This window comes from Streptomyces sp. NPDC002676, assembly GCF_053592455.1.
In genome coordinates this window covers 23,618-40,688 of the sequence record NZ_JBSFVT010000012.1, presented here as the reverse complement: position 1 = coordinate 40,688, position 17,071 = coordinate 23,618, and the positions used below count along the sequence as shown (strand labels likewise).

Sequence of the window (17,071 nt, the reverse complement as noted above, 5' to 3'; positions counted from 1 at the left end):
ACGGCCGGACGGCCGGTGGACAACCGAAGAGGACGACCATGACGCGCAGCCGTGCCCAGGATCCGAACGTCTGCGGAGTGACCGCCGCGATCGCCGTGATCGACGGCAAGTGGAAGACGTCGCTGCTGTGGCTGCTGGAGTCCGGCCCGCACCGGCCCGGCGAGCTGCGCCGCCGGCTGCCGGGGCTGAGCGAGAAGGTGCTGACCCAGGCGCTGCGCGAGATGGAGGAGAACGGCCTGGTGCACCGGGAGGTGCACGACGTACTGCCGCCGAAGACCGTGTACTCGCTGACCGCGTTCGGCCGTGACCTGGCCGAGGCACTGGACCCCTTGTCCGCGTGGGGCCACCGCCGTCTGGAGCGGCTCCGCGAGCGCGAAGCGGCCTCCTGACGCGCCGCGGCTGTCACCTCCCGTCCGTTCTCCGGCAGCCCCTGACCTCGGGAAACAGCCTCCCCCGCCCGGCCCGGGCTGCCAAGTACGCACAAAAAAGTGGGTACTCGGCTCACACGAGGTGAGCGAAGACCACCAGGTTCTCGGTGTAGTCCTTGGCGGAGTGGTCGTAGTCCCCCGCGCAGGTGATCAGCCGGGCCTCGGGGCGGCGTGTGTCGGCGTACACGCGCTTGCTGGGGAAGTCGTCCTTCGCGAAGGTCTGGGTGCTGTCCACGACGAAGTCCGCCCGGCGCCCGTCGGCCCGCTCGACGGAGAACCGGTCGCCGCGCTTCAGTTCGTCGAGGTTGGCGAAGACGGCCGCGGAGGTCTTCGTGTCGATGTGCCCGGCGATGATCGAGGTGCCCGCCTCGCCGGGCGAGGCGCCGTCGGAGTACCAGCCGACGAGGTTGGTGTTGCCCGCGGGCGGCGGCTGGAGCTGGCCCGAGGCGTTGATGGTCAGGGCGGCGAAGGGGGCGTTCACGGAGATCTTCGGGATGACCAGCCGGGTGGGCGCGGACCTGGGCAGCGCCTTGCCGACCTGGTGCGGGTCGGCCTGGCCCGCGGACGCGTCCGTGGTGAAGTTCGCCCCGTGGTGGCCGCCGAGGACGCCGACGGCGAGGAGGACGGCGGCCACGCCCCACATCGTCAGCCGCCCGCCGGAGCGGGTGCCCGGCTCGTCCGGCGCCGGTGCGGCGGGGGTCGGGGAGGAGGGAGTTGCTGCCATCGGACACCACCTCACTCGGGCACGGCAGCACGGGGGATCACGGCAGGAGATCGAGCCACCGGGATCGGGAGTCGCGCGCCGACGGGCGCCCGAGTCGCCGGTACGGGCTCCGGGCCGCAGGGGATGCGGGCCGCCGACGTGGTGCGCTCGCCGGCAGCCCCCGCAGCCCCTGAATCGCGGCAGCCGGTCAGGAGGCCGGGTCGCCGGCCTTGCGGCGGCGCAGCGCGTAGGCGCCGGTGGCGCCCACGGCCAGCACGGCCAGCCCACCCGCGGAGACGCCCGGCGTGGCGAGGGCGCCGCCGCCGGTGTGCATACCGCCACGTGGCTCGTCGCGGTCCTCGCCCCCGTCGTTGTTGTTGTCACGACCGCTGTTGTTGTCACGACCGCTGTTGTTGTCGCGACCGCTGTCCTGGCTCTTGTCCCGGTAGCTCTCGGGGTCGAACCGGCTGTCGCCGCGGTCGGAGCCCGAGTCGTCGCCCTTCACCATGGCGAGGGCACCGCCACCCGTGTGTATGCCGCCACGCGGCTCGTCGCGCCCGCTGCCGCTGTCGCGGTCCCCGCCGGAACCCTCGTCACGGTCGCTGTCACGGTCCTCGCCGGAGCCCTTGTCGCCTTTGTTGCCTTTGTCGTGATTGCCGTTTTGGTCCCGGCTGTGCGAGGAGTCGTCACGGCCGCCGTTGTCGCCCGCGGGCACCGCGAACGCGGCACCTGGTGTGGCGAAGGCGAGGGCGGCGGCGGCGGCTGCCGCGGTGGCCAGGAGCATGCGGGCAGAACGCATATCTGGTGTCCTTCCGCCGTGGCCGGTCAGCGGATACCTCATCAGCTGGTCAGACCGACCCCGACATGAACCACCGTCAGTGAGTGACGTGCTGTGCACCATTCGGTGCCACCCAGCCGGGTCACTGCACCACCCATCTGCCCCAGCGCCTGCCCGATGATCCGCCCGCCCTGAAGGCCTTGTTATGACCGCCGTCATAACGCAGGCTGGTCCCGAGAGCACGGCAGGCCGATGAGGTGGGAGGAAGCAGTGGCGGACGGGATCGCGCGAGCCATGTGGGAGCGGTACGAGCCGGTGCACGATCTCGTGTACTTCGCGCCGGAGGCGCGCGCGGCGGCGGACGCGCTCGGGCTGCGCGGCTACTGGATGGGGTACTTCGCGCTGCGCGCCGCGCCGCTCGGCGCGGTCGGCCCGTCCGTCGTGACGAGCTGTTTCTACGTCTTCGACCCCTCGCGGGTGACGCGTGCGCTGCCGGACGCCTGGGCGTACGCCGCTCCGACGGACGTGCTGACGGCCCGGTCCGAGGCCATGGACGCGGCGATGACCCGCCTCGTCGGTCCGGACGTCGTGGGCTCCGCGGAGTTCGCGGAGGCGGCGGACCTCGCCTGGGAGGCGGCGGCAGCGGCCGATGTGCCCGGCCGGGTGCTGGGCGGCGCGAACCAGGCGCTGGACCGACCGGAGCGGCCCGCCGCACGGCTGTGGCAGGCGACGACGACGCTACGGGAGCACCGCGGTGACGGGCACATCGCGGCGCTGGTGAGCCGGGGGCTCGGACCGGTCGAGGCCATGGTCCTCAAGGCGGCGGCCGGGGAGTCCGACGCGGCGTTCCTGCGGGAGACCCGGAAGCTGGAGCAGACGGACTGGGACGCCGCCGCGGCCCGGCTGCGCGCGGACGGCCTCCTCGCGCAGGACGGCTCGCCCACCCCGTCCGGGGCGGCCCTGCGCGCGGACGTCGAGGCGCTGACCGACGCGGCGGCCGAGCGGCCGTGGACCGCCCTGGGCGCCGACCGCGCCTCGCGGCTCGCCGGGCTGCTGGAGCCGCTGGCCCGTGCCGTCGAGGACTCGGGGCTGCTGCACCCGGGCAATCCCGTCGGGGTGACCCGGTCGTACGCCACCGGCGGCTGACGGCCGTCGCACGCCGGCGTCCCCCGCCCGGGGTACCGGGCCGGGGAGGCCGTACGCCTACCAGGTCACCGGCAGCCGTTCGGGGATGCGCTTCATGAAGCCGGTGCGCCAGAGGAGTTGTCCGGGCGGCACGGCGAGCGCGAGATCCGGCAGCCGGTCGAGGAGGACCTCCAGGGCGATCCCGGCGTGCGCCCGGCCCAGCGCGGTCGCGGGGCAGTAGTGGGCCCCGCCGCCGAAGGAGAGGTGATCGGCGGTGTTCTCGCGGTGGACGTCGAAGCGGTCCGGGTCGGGGAACTTCTCCGGGTCGAGGTTCGCGCCCTCCACCAGGACCAGCACGAGGTCGCCGCGGCGCACCTGGACCTCGCCGAGCCGGACGTCGTCCAGGGCGAGGCGGGGCAGGGCGTCGCCGATGGAGAGGTTCACCCGCAGCAGTTCCTCCACGCCCGGGCCGATCAGGTCGGGGCGGTCCCGCAGGAGGTCGCGGGCAACGGGGTGGGTGAGCAGGTAGACCAGGGCCATGGAGAGGAAGCCCGAGGTGGAGATGGTCCCGGCGCCGAACATGGTGACGCCGACGGTGGCCAGCATCTCGTCGGTCAGGTGGGCGTAGTCGGGGTCCTCGCGCAGGGCGGCGAGTTCGCCCATGAGCCCGTGGGTGGCGGGGTCGTCGAGCAGGGTCGTCATCCGGGCGAGGTCCCGGTCCCAGTTGATCTTCGCGCCCGTGATCGGGCAGGGCGCGTTCATGAAGGCGATGTCGAGGCTGCGCAGGAACCCCGGCGCCTCGGTCTGCGGGATGCCGAGGATGCGGCAGTGCATGCCCGCCGAGTACGGCTCACAGAACGCGCCGCGCAGGTCGGCCGTGGGCCCCTCGGCCACCAGCCGGTCCACCAGGCGGTGGGCCTCCTCGCGCAGCCGGCCCAGGAGCCCCGGCGCCTTCGGGTTGAGCGCCCGCATCACCGCCCGGCGCAGCCCGGCCCCGGTGATGTTGCCCATGTTGTTCACGACCTCGGGCGGGATCGTGAGCGCGTACTGCCGGGGCACGCCGGGGGCGGAGGTGTCCTTGAGCGAGAACCGGTCGTCCTTCAGCACCTGTGCGCACAGCTCGTACGACGACACGAGCCAGGCCTCGTCGCCGGCGATGGTCCGCACGCGCCGTACGGGGGTGGCGGCGCGCAACGCCTCGACCTCGGCGGGCACCCGGGTGCCGTCCCAGGAGAACGGGAAGGCCGGCAGCGGCGCTTCGGTGCGGATGTCGGGGGCGGTGGTCATGCCGCGGCTCCTTCCAGGGCGACGGGGGTGACGATGGCATGGCCCTGGTTGCGGGAGGCGCGCAGGCCGGCGCCGCGGGAGTACAACAGCTCGGCCATCGGCAGCAGTTGGTGGTAGCAGTTGAGCGAGGAGGGCACCTGGAGGATGGCGGGGGTGTCGAGGAACAGCGGGGCCTCGGCGCACACGTACTCCAGGCACACGGCGCGCTGCCGCTCGGTCGCCTCCTCGCCGCGGGCGTGCAGGAACCGGCCGACCAGGGCGTCGCAGACGGCGCGGAACTCGGCGTCGGAGTGCAGGCGGCCGGTCAGCTGCCGGTGGATGTCCTGGTAGGCGGGGTTGGTACGGAAGGCGGACATCGGCTGCCAGTCGGACCGGGTGCCGTCCGGGTCGGCCGCCGACACGGCGTCACGGACCTTGGCCCGCACGCCGCGCAGGTTCTTCACGGCTTTGCGGCGGGCGTCGTCCGGCGGGTAACCGCAGGCCTCGTACATCTCGGTCACATACAGGTCGGTGTAGACGAAGTCGACCCTGTCGAAGTGGTCCAGTCCCCAGCGGGCGAGGTCGTGCAGGCGCTGGGCGGAGAAGTAGCTGTTGCCCGGGGACACACCGATCACGGCGTGTGCACCCTCGCCGAGAATGACCTCGCAGTGGGAGGTGTAGGGCTGGACTTCGAAGACGTCGGCCATCAGCACGGATGCTGTGGTCAAGGGGAAAACCCTCCGCCGCACGCTAGTCCCGGCGGGGCCCTGTGCCCCTGGTGTGGCGACGCGGCGCCGCTCACGCTAGCCGTACCGGATCAACACGGGTAGTAACTGCCGGGGATTGACCGAAAACAGTCGTAGCAAACGTCGAAGTACCGAGGAGGGGTACTTGATTGCGGGTCGTAACCTGGGGCCGTGGTCAACCGAGACGAGGATCCGGCAAGGGCGGCGGCCCGGCTCACCGGACGCCGGGTCACCGGTGCGCGAAGGCCGTCCGGGTCGCCCGCCGAAGTCACGCTGGACGGCGGGACGGTCGTGATGGTCAAGCGTGGTCACGCCCCCGGCGCCGTAGGCGCGGAGGTGGCGGGGCTGCGGTGGCTGGGCGGGGCGGGCGCGGTGCGGGTGCCGGAGGTGCTCGGCCACGACGAGCGCTGGATGGTGACCGAGCGGGTCCCGACCGGGCGTCCCGGCCCCGAGGCAGCGCTGCGTTTCGGCCAGGCGCTGGCCGCGCTGCACGCCGCCGGTGCACCCGCGTTCGGGGCGCCGCCGCCCGGCGGACCCGAGGACGCGTACATCGGCCTCGCCCCCATGCGCAACGTCCCGGACGGGGAGTGGCCGCGCTGGTACGCCGAGCACCGCGTGCTGCCGTATCTGCGGGCGGCGGTCGACGCGGGCACCCTCGGCGCGGGCGAGGCCGCCCCCGTCGAGCGGGTCTGCGAGCGGCTCCCGGACCTCGCCGGGCCCGCCGAGCCGCCCGCGCGGCTGCACGGCGACCTGTGGAACGGCAACGTGCTGTGGGGCGCCGACGGCGAGGTCCAGCTGATCGACCCGGCCGCGCACGGCGGGCACCGGGAGACGGACCTGGCGATGCTCCAGCTCTTCGGCTGCCCGCAGCTGGAGCGGGTGCTGGCCGGGTACCAGGAGGTCTCCCCGCCCGCCGACGGCTGGCGGCAGCGGGTCGGACTGCACCAGCTCTTCCCGCTGCTGGTGCACGTGGTGCTGTTCGGCCGCGGTTACGTCGAACAGACCCTCGCGGCGGCCTGCGGAGCACTCGCCCAGTGAGCCGAAGGGGCCGAGGAGCCGCGGGGCGGGCTACTCCCCCTCGTCCGGGGCGGTGATCTGCCCGGACTTGATGTAGCGGGCCAGGTTGAGGTGGTCGCCGTGCTCCTCGCGCAGCCCCTCCGCCCACAGGACGCTCTGCGTGCCCTCGTGCTTGACCATGCCGGGGCTCACGCCGATCCGGAAGCCGCCGGGCAGCGGCTTGCCGTCCCGGTACGGCAGGAAGTCGAGCGGGGTCGGGCCGGCGGAGGCGTACACCGCGCAGTCGGAGAGCACCGCGACCGGGTACTGGCCGGTGGCGCGGGCCAGGTTCAGCATCTTGCGGTGCATGTTGACCCGGGCCGTGGAGATGACGGCCGCCCGGATGTCGGGGCGCCAGGTCGGCCGGTCCAGTGCCGCCCAGCGCTCGCCGGGCCGCCAGCCGGAGCGGGCCCGCTCGCGCAGCTTGCCGATGCCGCCCTTGACGGTGGCCTTGATCGCCGCGAGGACGAGCGCGAGGTGCGGGTCGCTGCTCTTGTGCCCGGCCATCGCGGACAGGAAGTCCTCGGGCGCCATGCCGGTGGTGACACCGAGGTCGGCCATGGTGGCGATGTAGGCGTCGCGGAGCCTGGTGTACCAGGCGTCCAGGTACGGGCCGTGCTCGGGGCGGACGTACGCCTCCAACGGGGCGACCTGGTAGCCGAGTTCGAGCGCGTACGCGACGGTGGGCGTCGCGTACCAGGCGGGGCCCTCGGGCGGCTCGCCGTGCGGGGTGAAGGGGCTCGGCAGCCGGGGGTCGAGGCGGATGTGGGAGAGGTCCACGAGCCAGGAGCCGGGCAGCCCGGGGTCGAAGTCCGGGTTGTGCACGTGCCGCGGGGCGCCGAGGCCGACGACCGTGCGGTTGGCGGCTGCCGCGAACGCCATGTTGACGTCGATGCCGACCAGGTACGGCTGCATGCACTCCTCGTCGGTCAGCGGCCGGGCCCAGTCGTACGCCTCCTCGAAGAGCATCTCGCTGGGGGTGCGCTGGTGGAAGCGGGGCAGGTGGGCGAGGAGCGGGTGCCCGTCCGGGGCCTCGCAGGGCGCGCAGTCGACGGCCTCGGCCAGGGCGCCGGGGTTCGGCGCGGAGACCCACTGGCCGTGCTCGTCCTTCGCGGCGCGGGTCGGCGGATGCAGCGCGGTCATCAGCTCCAGGCCGGTGACGGCGGTGGAACCGCGCGGGGTGAGCACGCGGGTGGCGTAGACGCCGAGGACGCGGGCGAGTTCGGCGGGCGGCAGCGTGGCCGCGTCGCCCCAGTACCGGGCGTCCAGGGCGTGCCAGGACGGCAGGCACAGCTGGACACAGTTGCGCCGGCCGCCCTCGGCGGGGCGGTAGATCCGGGCCCACGGTCCGAAGCCGCGCCTGGTGAGCTGCCAGTCGGCCTTCTGCACCTGCCGGACCACCGTGTGCGTGTCCGCGATACGTCCGGCCAGCCGCTCCTCGTCGGTCAGCCGCGGCGGCAGCCCGTAGCGCACGCACGCAGATTCCGTCAGGACGACCAGGGGGTCGGCGTCCTTGCCCGACCGGTGCAGCCTGGACTGCCCGAGCCGTGCCTCCGCGAGTGTCCATTCCACCAGCGCGGGCAGCGACTTGGCGGGCACGTCGAGCACCAGACCGCCCACGCAGTACGCGCTCACCCGGCCGTCGTCATCGACGTCGACGACGGCGAGCGGCCCGTGCGCGAAGCGGGGGTCGCCGCCCTGGGCCGCCGTACGGGCCGTGCCGGGGGCGGACTTCCTGGCAGCGGGGCGGGAGGGGGCGGCGGTGCGGGAGGCAGGGCGCGCGGCCGGGCGGGCGTCGGGTACGGGCGCATGCGTCGTACCCGCCGTCGGCTCCGCCGGTGCTGCGGGGACGGTGGGCGGTGCCGGGTAGCGGGTCGCCAGGCCGTCGAGGAGGCGGCGGTAGGCCTCTCTGCGGTCGTCCTTCGGTTCGGCGCGGCCCGCTTCCCAGGCCTGGATGCTGGGGACGCGTACGCCGAGGGCCTGTGCGACGGCGGCCTGGGTCAGGCCGGCCGCCTCGCGCAGGCGGGTCCGCTCCGCCGGGGCGGGCAGCACGGTGCCGCCGTCGACGGCGGCGAGCAGGGAGTCCACCGCCGCGAACAGCTCGTCGGGCTGGTCCGTCATTTCCACAACCGTCTTTCTACCTGACGCCCTGGCGGATCTCTTCGAGCCGGGTCGTCAGCCGCTGGTGGCGCTGCGAGGCGGCCTGGGAGGAGTTCAGCCCCTGGTGCTGGGCGATCTGCCGCCAGTCCATACCGCGGCGGCGCGCCTCCATCACCACCTGGCTCTCCAGCCGGTCCAGTTGGAGCCGCAGTCCGTCGAAGAGGCTGAGGGCCGCACCGATGTCGTCGGGCGTGATCTGCGGCACATTGCCGGCGTCGGCCCGAGGCCGGCCGGTCGCCGCCAGCAGCCGGCCGAGGAGTGCCGCGTCCTCGGCGACCCGGTGCGCCGGGGCACTGTCGACGGCGGGTCCCGCCGTGAGGGCGGCCAGCCGGGACCGGGCCACATCGTGCGTGTCATGTGCCATGCGGGCATGCTATCCCGGCCCGCCAACGGCCCAACGTTTTGTTGTTTCCTTGTTCCGGCACATTCTCCTTACCCTCTCCACAAGACCTTCTTGGCACCCTCTCGCACGCTGATCACGCAGTGTAAGGAAACCAACCACTCGTTCGATTCGTATAAGGACGTGAAAGCCGAATCAGGGAGAGACCATGCAACCGTTCACGCTCAACTACGCGCGGCCCGCTGTGCAGTTGGACGTCACCACTCCGTACGCGTACGACTCCGGACTGCAGTTGAACGTCCTCCCGGACGGGCGGATCGCGGCCACCGACCACGCGACCTTGAGAGCGCTGGGCACGACGACGTCGACGGCCGGCTCCAAGACGCACTTCGACGACTGAACTTCGGACGTACGACAGATGACCGTGCTCATCCTGACGAGTGAAGAAGATGTGACGGCGGACATGGTGGTCCTCCGGCTGACCGAGACCGGCGTGCCCGTGGTCCGCCTGAACCCCGCCGACCTCACCAATGGGGTGGCGCTGTCCGGCGAGTACGTGCAGGGCGCCTGCGGTGGACACCTGTCCGTCGGCGGGCGCCTGGTGAGCATGAACGGCCTGCGCTCGATCTGGGTGCGCAGGCCGGGCGACCCGGCCGCCCGTGCCGCGCAGCCGTCGGCCTGGCTGACCGAGGAGTCGGCGCAGGCCCTGTACGGCATGCTGCGCTGCACGGACGCACGCTGGATGAACCATCCGGACGCCGCCCAGCGCGCCCGCCACAAGCCCTGGCAGCTGCGTCTCGCGCAGCGCAGCGGACTCCCGGTGCCGGCCACGCTCATCACGACGTTCCCGCAGGCAGCCCGGGAGTTCACGGAACGCTTCCCGGACCTGGTGGTCAAGCCGGTCTCCGGAGCCCATCCGCAGGAGCCGCCGCGGGCGGTACCGACCAGCCGGGTCGCTCCGGACGCCGACTTCGCCGCGGTCGCCTACGGCCCGACCCTGCTGCAGCGACGCATCGTGAAGCGGGCCGACATCCGGCTCACCGTCGTCGGCGACACGCTGCTGGCCGCGCGCAAGCCGGCCGACCCGGACGCCGGCCCCGACGAGGTGGACGTCCGGTTCGCCCGGTCGGTCTCCCCCTGGCACCCCGTCGACGTGGCCCCGCGCGTCGCCGAAGGCGTCCTGCGCTACCTGCGGGGCGCCGAACTGGCCTACGGCGCCTTCGACTTCGCGGAGGATGCCGACGGGATCTGGTGGTTCCTGGAGTGCAACCAGTCGGGCCAGTTCGGCTTCGTCGAGATGGACACCGGTCAGCCGATCGCGGCGACCATCGCCAAGTGGCTTGCGAAGGAGGGGGATCCGGCGGGCATCGGTGCCGACGGCGGCCCGGGCACGGCATCTTGAGGGTGCAGCGGGCGTTGAGCGAGCGGGGAACGGCTCGGAGGAGGGAACGCGACATGCGGATCGGACTGCTGGGAACCGGCCCGTGGGCCCAGGCGGCCTACGCCCCGGCGCTCGCCGGACACCCCGGCCTGGACTTTGCTGGGGTGTGGGGCCGTCGGCCGGACGCGGCGACCGCGCTGGCCGCGCAGTACGGGGTGCGGGCGTACGACGAGGTGGACGCCCTGCTGGCCGACGTGGACGCGGTGGCGGTGGCGCTGCCGCCTTCCGTGCAGGCCGAGTTGGCGGTGCGGGCGGCACGGGCGGGCCGCCATCTGCTGCTGGACAAGCCACTGGCACTGGGGGTCGCCGAGGGGCGGGCGGTGGTGGAGGCGGTGGACCGGGCCGGGGTGACGTCGGTCGTGTTCTTCACGACGCGCTTCCAGCAGGAGCCGGAGGCCTGGATGGCGGAACAGGCTTCCCTGGGAGGCTGGTTCACCGCACGGGCGCAGTGGCTCGGCGCGGTGTTCACGAGCGACAGCCCGTTCGCGGCCTCGCCGTGGCGGCGGGAGAAGGGCGCGCTGTGGGACGTGGGCCCGCACGCCCTGTCCGTGCTGCTGCCGGTCCTCGGCGACGTACGGCAGGTCATGGCGGCGGCGCACGGCCCCGCGGACACCGTGCACCTGGTCCTCGACCACGCCACCGGCGCGTCGAGCACGCTGACCCTGAGCCTGACGGCCCCTCCGGCGGCGGCCGGGGCGGAGGTCGAGCTGCGGGGCGAGTCCGGGGTGGCCCTCCTGCCGAGGGGCACCGAAGCCCCGGTCGCCGCCCTCACCCGCGCCACGGACGCCCTGCTGACCGCCGCCGACACGGGCCGCCCCCACCCCTGCGACGCCGCCTTCGCCCTGCGCGTCACCGAGATCCTGGCGATGGCCCAGGCCCGGCTGAACGGCGGCGCCGCATAGGGCTCGCCGGACGGCCTGGGGGCCGGCCGGCGGGCGGAGCGGTGCCGGACGGCGGCGAAGCCGGGGCCGTCGGTCACCGCACCGTCAGCGTGTCACCCGGCGCGGACAGCGTCGGCCGCCCAGAAGTTGCGGCGTTCGCGTACGACGGGGTAGCCGGTCTTGGTGAAGTGGGCGGCCATGGGGAAGTTGCCCTGGTCGGTGGCGCCCGCGATGAACTCGGCGCCCCGTTCGGCCAGGAAGTGGGTGCACTCGGCGAGCAGGTCGTAGGCGTATCCGTGGCCGCGGTGTTCCGGGAGGACGCCGATGAAGCCGATGCAGGGCCCGCTCGGATTGCGTGCGGGGATGTGGATGCCGGCCAGGTCGCCTTCGGGCGTGCGGGCCGTCTGCCACCACTCGCGCGGTGACGGGAACCACCGGAAGATGTCGATCTCCTCCTGGGCCGCCTGCTCCACTCCGCCCTGTTCGATGGCTCGGAGCGCGTGGGCGTCCAGGGTGACGGAGTGGATGCGGCGCAGGGCGTCGAAGAACACGCCGTCGTCCGGTTCGGCGGAGTAGACGAGGCGGGCGGGGCGCTCGGGCAGGCCCTGGTCCGGGGTCCAGCGGTAGAGGAAGCGGTCGACCAGCGGTTCGTATCCGGCCATGCGCACGGCGGCCGTGCGCTCGTCTGCGGCGGCTCGCAGGTGCGGGGTGTCGCGCCAGCCGGCGGGAAGGTCGAGTTCGAGTTCGCCGACCTGCCAGGGCGCGGTCCGCAGGAGCTCGGCTCCCGCGTCGGCCTCGCCTTCGGCCACGTCGAACCAGTTGATCAGAAGAGGCTCGGTGTCCTCGGGCCGGGCCCACCAGGCGGCCCGGGCGACGACCCGGCCGTCGCGCAGGGCGACGCGCTGCCAGTCGGGGCGGTAGCGGGTGGTGCGGTGCCGATCGGCCAGGCCGAGCGGGTCAGGCAGGGCGTCGAACAGGTGTGCACTGCTCTCGTCGAGCGTGCGGATGATCACAGCGGTCAAGGAATCCTCCGGGATGCGAACTGCGTGGAGCGCTCCCGGTCAGCCGTGACATGCCCAAGGGACGGGGAGGGGGGAGCGCGGGATGGGTGTGAACACGACACTCGCCTCCTTCTTCCGTCCGTCTCGGGCGTGCTCGCACACGCTATGCGGACACCCGCGCCGACGTCCACCGCTTTTCCGGGCTCCGGCGTAGCGTGGGCATGTGAGGTCGCAGCGCGGCAGGTCGTCGCGTCGCTACGAGGAGGATCGCGGCTGGTTGCGGGGCGCACCGCCGCCGCGGTGGGTGCGGGTGCTGCCCGTGCTGCTGCTGGTGCTCGTGGCCGCAGCCGCGTCGGTCACCCCACACGCCAGCGATCTCGGCTTCCTGCTGGGCGCCATCCCGCCGCTGGCCGTGCTGTCGTACGGGCCGCTCGCCACCGGCGTCCTCGGCCTCCTGGTCGTGGGGCTGCTGAACATGCCGACCACGCATCTCAACCGGCCCGGCAACACCGACCTGCTGACCATCATGTTCGTGGCAGTGCTGAGCGTGTTCGTTTCGTACGTGCGCAGTCACCGCGACGCCCAGCTGGTCACCGAGCGCAGCATCGCCGAGGCGGTGCAGCGGGCCGTGCTGCCACCCGTGCCGAAACAGGTCGGGCCGCTCAGATGCGCGGGCCTGTACCGGGCCGCGCAGGACGGCACGCTGGTGGGCGGGGACTTCTTCGACGTCCGGGACGGGCCGTACGGCGTCCGGGCGGTGATGGGCGACGTGCAGGGGCATGGACTGTCGGCGGTGGCCACGGTGGTGTCACTGCTGGGGGCGTTCCGGGAGGCGGCGCTCGACCAGCCGGACCTGGAGTCGGTCGCGGCCCAGATGGACCGCAGGCTGGCGGTGGACTCGCGGGACGTACGGTACGCGGAGCTGTTCGCGACCGCGGTGCTGCTGGAGTTCTCGGCCGACCTGGCCGCGGTGCGGATGGTGACCTGCGGCCATCCCGCGCCCGTCCTGCTGCGCCAGGGGTGCGCCCGGGAGGTCCCCGTCGCCCCGGCGCCGCCGCTCGGGGTCGGCCTGGTCGGCGCCGACCCGCCGAAGGAGGTCACGCTCGCGCTGGACCGGGGTGACCTGCTGTTCCTGGCCTCCGACGGCGTGTGGGAGGCCCGGGACCACGCGGACGCCTTCTATCCGCTGACCGAGCGCTTGGCCGCCCTCGCCGGCCCGGACCCGGCCGAGCTGCCCGGTGAGGTGTGGGCGGAGCTGGTCCCGCGGTACGACGTACGCGACGACGTGACCATGCTGCTGCTGTCGCTGCCCCCGGCCTGAGCCGACGACCCACACCCCCTCGGCTCACTCCATCGACGAACCGACACTCGGAGTTCGAACATCGCGCCGCAAACGCCATGCTTCGCCACCCCTTCCACCATGTAGAAATATCTACGAGCATGCATATGCCGGGTTGGCGTGCAGCCGCACCAAGTGCCCGGACACGGCCGTTCCCTGCCCTCATATCGGACGAACGAGGATCACCCGGAGCAGTGCATGACGAACACGATGTGGATGCGTGGCGTGGAGTGGCTGGCCGCGGCGGCGGCCGACCCGCGCGCCTGCAAATGGGAGTGGGACCACGGCGAGGGCACCGCGCTGCTGGAGGCGGGCCGCTTCTGGGACGTGCTGAGCGTGCCCGAGCGGCTCGGAATGCTCACCCTGGACCTGCTGTGGCGGCCCGCGCTGCCGGTGCCGGGACCCACGCTGGTGGACACCGCGGCCGGGCGGGTCGGCTTCTTCCTGCCGCCCGATCCGTCCGGGGGGTGGGTGGGCGCCGGTCTGCGGTACGCAACCAAGGGTTCCTGGGTCGCCGTACCGCCGCCTTACCGGCGCGCCCGCTACCTGGAGTGGCTGGTCCCGCCCGACGGCACCGGCACGCTGCACTCGCCCGGCAGCCTGGAGGCGGCGCTGCGGGGGGCCAACGGCGCACTGACGGTGCTCGCTCCGATGTGCGGGAAGTAGCGGCCCACAGCACGTCGCGTTCGGCAGGCACGGTACGGCGGCCGACAGGCGATACCGGGAGGGCGCTCCTATCCTGGCTGGGACGAGCTTCGACGTCTTCACGCCCACTGCACGTTCGGCTCTCATGTGCTTGGAGTCAGCCCATGCCGCAGACCTCCGCACGCCTGCGCAGGGGGGCCGCGGTCGCCCTCGCGGCAGGCACGCTGCTGGCACCGATCGCCGCCGGTCCCGTCCCGGCGGCGCCCGCGTCCGTACCCGCCGCACTCGCCGCCGGCTCACCCAGCCCGGCTCCTTCGGGGCCGGGCGTCCGCAGCCTCACCCCGGGCGTGGCACGCCAACTCGACGCCGCCGTCCAGAAGGTGCTGCACGAGGCGAAGGTGCCCGGTGTCACCGTCGGGATCTGGACGCCTGGACAGCCGGACTACGTACGCGCGTTCGGTGTCGCCGACAAGCGCACCGGTAAGAAGATGGCCACGGATCTGTATATGCGCATCGGCAGCGAGACCAAGACGTTCACGGTGACCGCGCTGCTTCAGCTGGCGGACCAGGGGAAGGTCGGTCTGGACGAACCGATCGGCAAGTATGTCGACGGCGTGCCCAACGGGGAGAAGATCACGCTGCGTCAGCTCGCCGGTATGCGCAGCGGGTTGTTCAACTACTCCGAGGACGTCGGCTTCTTCAAGGCACTGACCTCGGACCCGAAACGCCCCTTCACGCCCCAGCAGTTGCTCGCCTATTCCTTCAGGCATCCGGTGCTGTTCCCGCCCGGGCAGAAGTTCGACTACTCCAACACCAACCTGATCCTGCTGGGCCTGGTCGTGGAGAAGGAGAGCGGCAGGCGCCTCGGGGACTACATCAAGCGGCACATCCTCGATCCGGCCGGCATGAAGCACACGGCGTTCCCCACGGGCAACGAGTTCCCCTCCCCGCACGCGCAGGGCTACACGAACCAGACGGCGAACGGGAAGGTCGCCGTCACGACCGGCTGGAACCCGTCCTGGGGCTGGGCGGCCGGCGCGATGATCTCGACGCAGCAGGACCTGCGCACCTGGTCGCGCACAGTCGCCACGGGCCGGTTCCCGGACGGGAAGCGGATGATCAGCCGCGAGATGCAGAAGCAGCGGCTGACCATGCCGGCGACCCCGGTCCCGGGCGTCGGGTACGGGCTGGGCATCTTCGATGTCCATGGCTGGATCGGCCACAACGGCTCGCTGCCGGGCTACGAGACCCTGACCGTGTATCTGCCGACCACGCGGACGAGGCTGGTCGTGCTCCTGAACACGGACATCGACTACAAGGGCCGGGAGCCCAGCACCGTGTTCGGCGAGTCGATCACGAAGATCCTGTCCCCCGGGCACGTGTTCAACCTGCAGGCCGCACCGGCGGCCCGGTGAGCCACCGACGACGAGCTGAGAGCTGAGCGCGGGGACCCGACCGGACCCCCGTCCCAGTCGCGCCCCGCGGACTCCAGAACTTACGTGCGGTTTTCACTGTGGGGTAGCGCACCGGTGCCCGCCGCGGCGCGTGCGGGGCTCACTGGTGCACAGGTGAGTCCGGATGGTTGTGGTTTGCCCGGCCGAGCGTGGGCACCGGGAGGTCACCGGTGGCCAGATGGGCCAGGACGACCTCGTACAGATCGGTGCCGGCAGCCAGCAGCTGTCGTTCCAGGACGGGTTCGGCGGCCCGGGTGTGTTCCCGGACGGTCTGCGCGTGGACGCCTCGCGCGCGGGCGGCCCGTTCGGCGTTCGCGTCGGCGGCGAGCCAGGCACGCAGGGTGCCGCGCAGGTCACGGCCGTCCGAGTCGAGACGGCCCAGCAGCTTGCGGGCCCAGGAGGCCGGTTCGACACCGCCGAGCAGGTCGCCGAGGGACACCGGGCCGGGCGCGGGTACGGCTGCACGGTCGGGGTCGTACGGGCCGCCCGCCGCCGCGGTGTTGAGGGCGAGGTGGGCGGCGGCGCGGACGGTGAGGACGGAGAAGTCGACGCCGAGCAGGGCGGCGACGCGGTCCATGCGGGCGCGGACGGTGTTGCGGCTGACGCCGAGGACCTTGGCCGCGTTCACGGCGGTGAACTCCAGGCCCAGCCGGGTGGTGGCGAGCAGTTCGGCGCGGATGTGGTGCGGCAGGGTGTCCAGCGGGCGGAGCACCTCGGCGGACCAGGCGCGCAGCGCGCCGGGATCCATCAGCCGTTCGGGGTGGGTGCGTTCGGCGTAGACGGCGGCGTGGTCCGGGCTGAAGTGAGCGACGGCGAGGGCGCTGACGGCCTGCCCGTAGCCGGTGGCGGTGCAGGCGAGGCTCTGCCGCAGGCTGCCGCCGAGGAAGGTGCCGGGCCGCCCGCCGACGAGCGAGCGCAGCCGCTCCCCCGCCACCGATGCCGCGCTGACGACGATGACGTGACTGTCCATCGCCGGGCAGCGGACGACGAGCGCCTGCCCGCCGGTGACGTCCACGCACTCCTCGGCGCGCCGGTCCCGTTCGGCGGGCGAGCCCTCGACGACGTACACGTGGGCGCTGTCCTCGGCCAGCAGACCGGGCCACAGGCCCGCGGCGACGCGACGGGCGGAGACGATGTCCTCCACCATGAGCAGTTGCAGGATGGCCAGCCGCAGGTCCGCCGCGGCCTGCCGCAGCCGGTGCCCGGAGGCCGTCAGCTCCCTTTCCCTCAGCAGCAGTTCCAGGACACCAGCGGTGTACCTCAGGATCTCGGAGAGCTGCCGGTCGAAGGGAGCCGGGCGGGCCACGGCCAGCACCGCGCCGGCCGCCGGGCCCCGCTCGGAGTGCCGTATCCCGACGAGCCGTACGTGCCGCTCGCCGTCCTGCACGGAGGCGGCGGAGATCCGGCCGGCGGCGACCTCGGCGACCACGGAGGGATCGAGCCGCAGGCGGTCTCCGGCGAGCAGGGCGCCGCCCGCGTCCCGGAGGCAGACCGTCGCGCCGACGGTCCGGGCCAGCCAGGCGACCACCCGACGCGGGTCACGCCCGCCCGGGCGGAGCTGGTCGAGCAACTGCCGCGCCCATGCGCCATCGGTGCCGTACGGCTCCTGCGCACCCGGGCCCTCGTCGGGTCTGCCGGTCACGGTCCCCTCTCCTCGTCATCGCATCGAAGCCATCACACCGACGTCATCGCATCGACGTCATCACAT

The 17,071-nt window shown here is 73.0% G+C and carries 17 protein-coding genes; 9 read left to right on the top strand and 8 right to left on the bottom strand.

Features of this window, described 5'->3' with window-relative positions:
• The first annotated feature begins 38 nt into the window (after nucleotides 1-38).
• Nucleotides 39-389, top strand: coding sequence for a winged helix-turn-helix transcriptional regulator (locus ACWD3E_RS28435; protein ID WP_451390413.1), 351 nt, complete (start codon nucleotides 39-41; stop codon nucleotides 387-389).
• Nucleotides 390-501: 112 nt separating this feature from the next.
• Here the strand turns inward: ACWD3E_RS28435 and ACWD3E_RS28430 are convergent, their stop codons facing one another.
• Nucleotides 502-1,152: a class F sortase gene (locus ACWD3E_RS28430; protein WP_451390412.1), complete on the bottom strand. Its 651-nt coding sequence runs from the start codon at nucleotides 1,150-1,152 to the stop codon at nucleotides 502-504.
• Nucleotides 1,153-1,339: 187 nt separating this feature from the next.
• Nucleotides 1,340-1,930, bottom strand: coding sequence for a hypothetical protein (locus ACWD3E_RS28425; protein ID WP_451390411.1), 591 nt, complete (start codon nucleotides 1,928-1,930; stop codon nucleotides 1,340-1,342).
• A 249-nt stretch (nucleotides 1,931-2,179) separates the two neighbouring features.
• Between ACWD3E_RS28425 and ACWD3E_RS28420 the strand changes: the two genes are divergently transcribed.
• Nucleotides 2,180-3,055 (top strand): SCO6745 family protein, encoded by an 876-nt coding sequence (locus tag ACWD3E_RS28420; protein ID WP_451390410.1) that lies wholly within the window; start codon nucleotides 2,180-2,182, stop codon nucleotides 3,053-3,055.
• Between the two features lie 57 nt (nucleotides 3,056-3,112).
• Here ACWD3E_RS28420 and ACWD3E_RS28415 read toward each other — a convergent pair whose 3' ends face one another.
• Together ACWD3E_RS28415 and ACWD3E_RS28410 are read right to left on the bottom strand one after the other, a co-directional pair.
• On the bottom strand, nucleotides 3,113-4,321 hold the full coding sequence (locus tag ACWD3E_RS28415; protein ID WP_451390409.1) for a cytochrome P450: 1,209 nt from the start codon (nucleotides 4,319-4,321) through the stop codon (nucleotides 3,113-3,115).
• Nucleotides 4,318-5,028, bottom strand: coding sequence for a tRNA-dependent cyclodipeptide synthase (locus ACWD3E_RS28410; RefSeq protein ID WP_451390408.1), 711 nt, complete (start codon nucleotides 5,026-5,028; stop codon nucleotides 4,318-4,320). The genes ACWD3E_RS28415 and ACWD3E_RS28410 overlap by 4 nt, the downstream gene beginning before the upstream one ends.
• Nucleotides 5,029-5,217: 189 nt before the next feature.
• On the opposite strand from ACWD3E_RS28410, the gene ACWD3E_RS28405 reads away from it, so the two are divergent.
• A complete protein-coding gene (locus tag ACWD3E_RS28405; RefSeq protein WP_451390407.1) occupies nucleotides 5,218-6,084 on the top strand; it encodes a fructosamine kinase family protein in 867 nt (288 codons plus the stop codon).
• A 30-nt stretch (nucleotides 6,085-6,114) separates the two neighbouring features.
• Here ACWD3E_RS28405 and tap read toward each other — a convergent pair whose 3' ends face one another.
• Nucleotides 6,115-8,223, bottom strand: a complete 2,109-nt coding sequence (gene tap, locus ACWD3E_RS28400; protein WP_451390406.1) for a telomere-associated protein Tap — start codon at nucleotides 8,221-8,223, stop codon at nucleotides 6,115-6,117.
• A gap of 16 nt (nucleotides 8,224-8,239) precedes the next feature.
• Nucleotides 8,240-8,626, bottom strand: coding sequence for a hypothetical protein (locus ACWD3E_RS28395; RefSeq protein WP_451390405.1), 387 nt, complete (start codon nucleotides 8,624-8,626; stop codon nucleotides 8,240-8,242).
• Between the two features lie 184 nt (nucleotides 8,627-8,810).
• Here ACWD3E_RS28395 and tgmA point away from each other — a divergent pair, with 184 nt between their 5' ends.
• The 3 genes from tgmA to ACWD3E_RS28380 are packed head-to-tail and all read left to right on the top strand — an operon-like array spanning nucleotide 8,811 to nucleotide 10,945.
• Nucleotides 8,811-9,002: a putative ATP-grasp-modified RiPP gene (gene tgmA / locus ACWD3E_RS28390; RefSeq protein ID WP_020938095.1), complete on the top strand. Its 192-nt coding sequence runs from the start codon at nucleotides 8,811-8,813 to the stop codon at nucleotides 9,000-9,002.
• A gap of 18 nt (nucleotides 9,003-9,020) precedes the next feature.
• Nucleotides 9,021-10,004, top strand: a complete 984-nt coding sequence (gene tgmB, locus ACWD3E_RS28385) for an ATP-grasp ribosomal peptide maturase (RefSeq protein WP_451390404.1) — start codon at nucleotides 9,021-9,023, stop codon at nucleotides 10,002-10,004.
• Between the two features lie 53 nt (nucleotides 10,005-10,057).
• The gene (locus tag ACWD3E_RS28380; RefSeq protein ID WP_451390403.1) at nucleotides 10,058-10,945 is read left to right on the top strand and encodes a Gfo/Idh/MocA family protein; all 888 of its coding nucleotides are present in this window, start codon (nucleotides 10,058-10,060) and stop codon (nucleotides 10,943-10,945) included.
• A 92-nt stretch (nucleotides 10,946-11,037) separates the two neighbouring features.
• Here the strand turns inward: ACWD3E_RS28380 and ACWD3E_RS28375 are convergent, their stop codons facing one another.
• Nucleotides 11,038-11,946 (bottom strand): GNAT family N-acetyltransferase, encoded by a 909-nt coding sequence (locus ACWD3E_RS28375; protein WP_451390402.1) that lies wholly within the window; start codon nucleotides 11,944-11,946, stop codon nucleotides 11,038-11,040.
• Between the two features lie 202 nt (nucleotides 11,947-12,148).
• Here ACWD3E_RS28375 and ACWD3E_RS28370 point away from each other — a divergent pair, with 202 nt between their 5' ends.
• The 3 genes from ACWD3E_RS28370 to ACWD3E_RS28360 all read left to right on the top strand — a co-directional run bounded on the left by ACWD3E_RS28370 (nucleotide 12,149) and on the right by ACWD3E_RS28360 (nucleotide 15,324).
• The gene (locus ACWD3E_RS28370; RefSeq protein ID WP_451390401.1) at nucleotides 12,149-13,246 is read left to right on the top strand and encodes a PP2C family protein-serine/threonine phosphatase; all 1,098 of its coding nucleotides are present in this window, start codon (nucleotides 12,149-12,151) and stop codon (nucleotides 13,244-13,246) included.
• A 216-nt stretch (nucleotides 13,247-13,462) separates the two neighbouring features.
• On the top strand, nucleotides 13,463-13,930 hold the full coding sequence (locus ACWD3E_RS28365) for a hypothetical protein (protein ID WP_451390400.1): 468 nt from the start codon (nucleotides 13,463-13,465) through the stop codon (nucleotides 13,928-13,930).
• Nucleotides 13,931-14,073: 143 nt separating this feature from the next.
• Nucleotides 14,074-15,324: a serine hydrolase domain-containing protein gene (locus ACWD3E_RS28360; RefSeq protein ID WP_451390399.1), complete on the top strand. Its 1,251-nt coding sequence runs from the start codon at nucleotides 14,074-14,076 to the stop codon at nucleotides 15,322-15,324.
• A gap of 139 nt (nucleotides 15,325-15,463) precedes the next feature.
• Here ACWD3E_RS28360 and ACWD3E_RS28355 read toward each other — a convergent pair whose 3' ends face one another.
• Nucleotides 15,464-17,005, bottom strand: a complete 1,542-nt coding sequence (locus tag ACWD3E_RS28355) for a helix-turn-helix domain-containing protein (protein ID WP_451390398.1) — start codon at nucleotides 17,003-17,005, stop codon at nucleotides 15,464-15,466.
• Nucleotides 17,006-17,071 lie beyond the last annotated feature (66 nt).

Bases quoted from the DNA above. Each gene is read 5' to 3' on its own strand.
- ACWD3E_RS28380 (WP_451390403.1), top strand. From the start codon at position 10,058: ATGCGGATCGGACTGCTGGGAACCGGCCCGTGGGCCCAGGCGGCCTAC.
- ACWD3E_RS28365 (WP_451390400.1), top strand. From the start codon at position 13,463: ATGACGAACACGATGTGGATGCGTGGCGTGGAGTGGCTGGCCGCGGCG.
- ACWD3E_RS28360 (WP_451390399.1), top strand. From the start codon at position 14,074: ATGCCGCAGACCTCCGCACGCCTGCGCAGGGGGGCCGCGGTCGCCCTC.
- tgmB (WP_451390404.1), top strand. From the start codon at position 9,021: ATGACCGTGCTCATCCTGACGAGTGAAGAAGATGTGACGGCGGACATG.
- tgmA (WP_020938095.1), top strand. From the start codon at position 8,811: ATGCAACCGTTCACGCTCAACTACGCGCGGCCCGCTGTGCAGTTGGAC.
- tap (WP_451390406.1), bottom strand. From the start codon at position 8,223: ATGACGGACCAGCCCGACGAGCTGTTCGCGGCGGTGGACTCCCTGCTC.
- ACWD3E_RS28415 (WP_451390409.1), bottom strand. From the start codon at position 4,321: ATGACCACCGCCCCCGACATCCGCACCGAAGCGCCGCTGCCGGCCTTC.
- ACWD3E_RS28435 (WP_451390413.1), top strand. From the start codon at position 39: ATGACGCGCAGCCGTGCCCAGGATCCGAACGTCTGCGGAGTGACCGCC.
- ACWD3E_RS28430 (WP_451390412.1), bottom strand. From the start codon at position 1,152: ATGGCAGCAACTCCCTCCTCCCCGACCCCCGCCGCACCGGCGCCGGAC.
- ACWD3E_RS28395 (WP_451390405.1), bottom strand. From the start codon at position 8,626: ATGGCACATGACACGCACGATGTGGCCCGGTCCCGGCTGGCCGCCCTC.
- ACWD3E_RS28425 (WP_451390411.1), bottom strand. From the start codon at position 1,930: ATGCGTTCTGCCCGCATGCTCCTGGCCACCGCGGCAGCCGCCGCCGCC.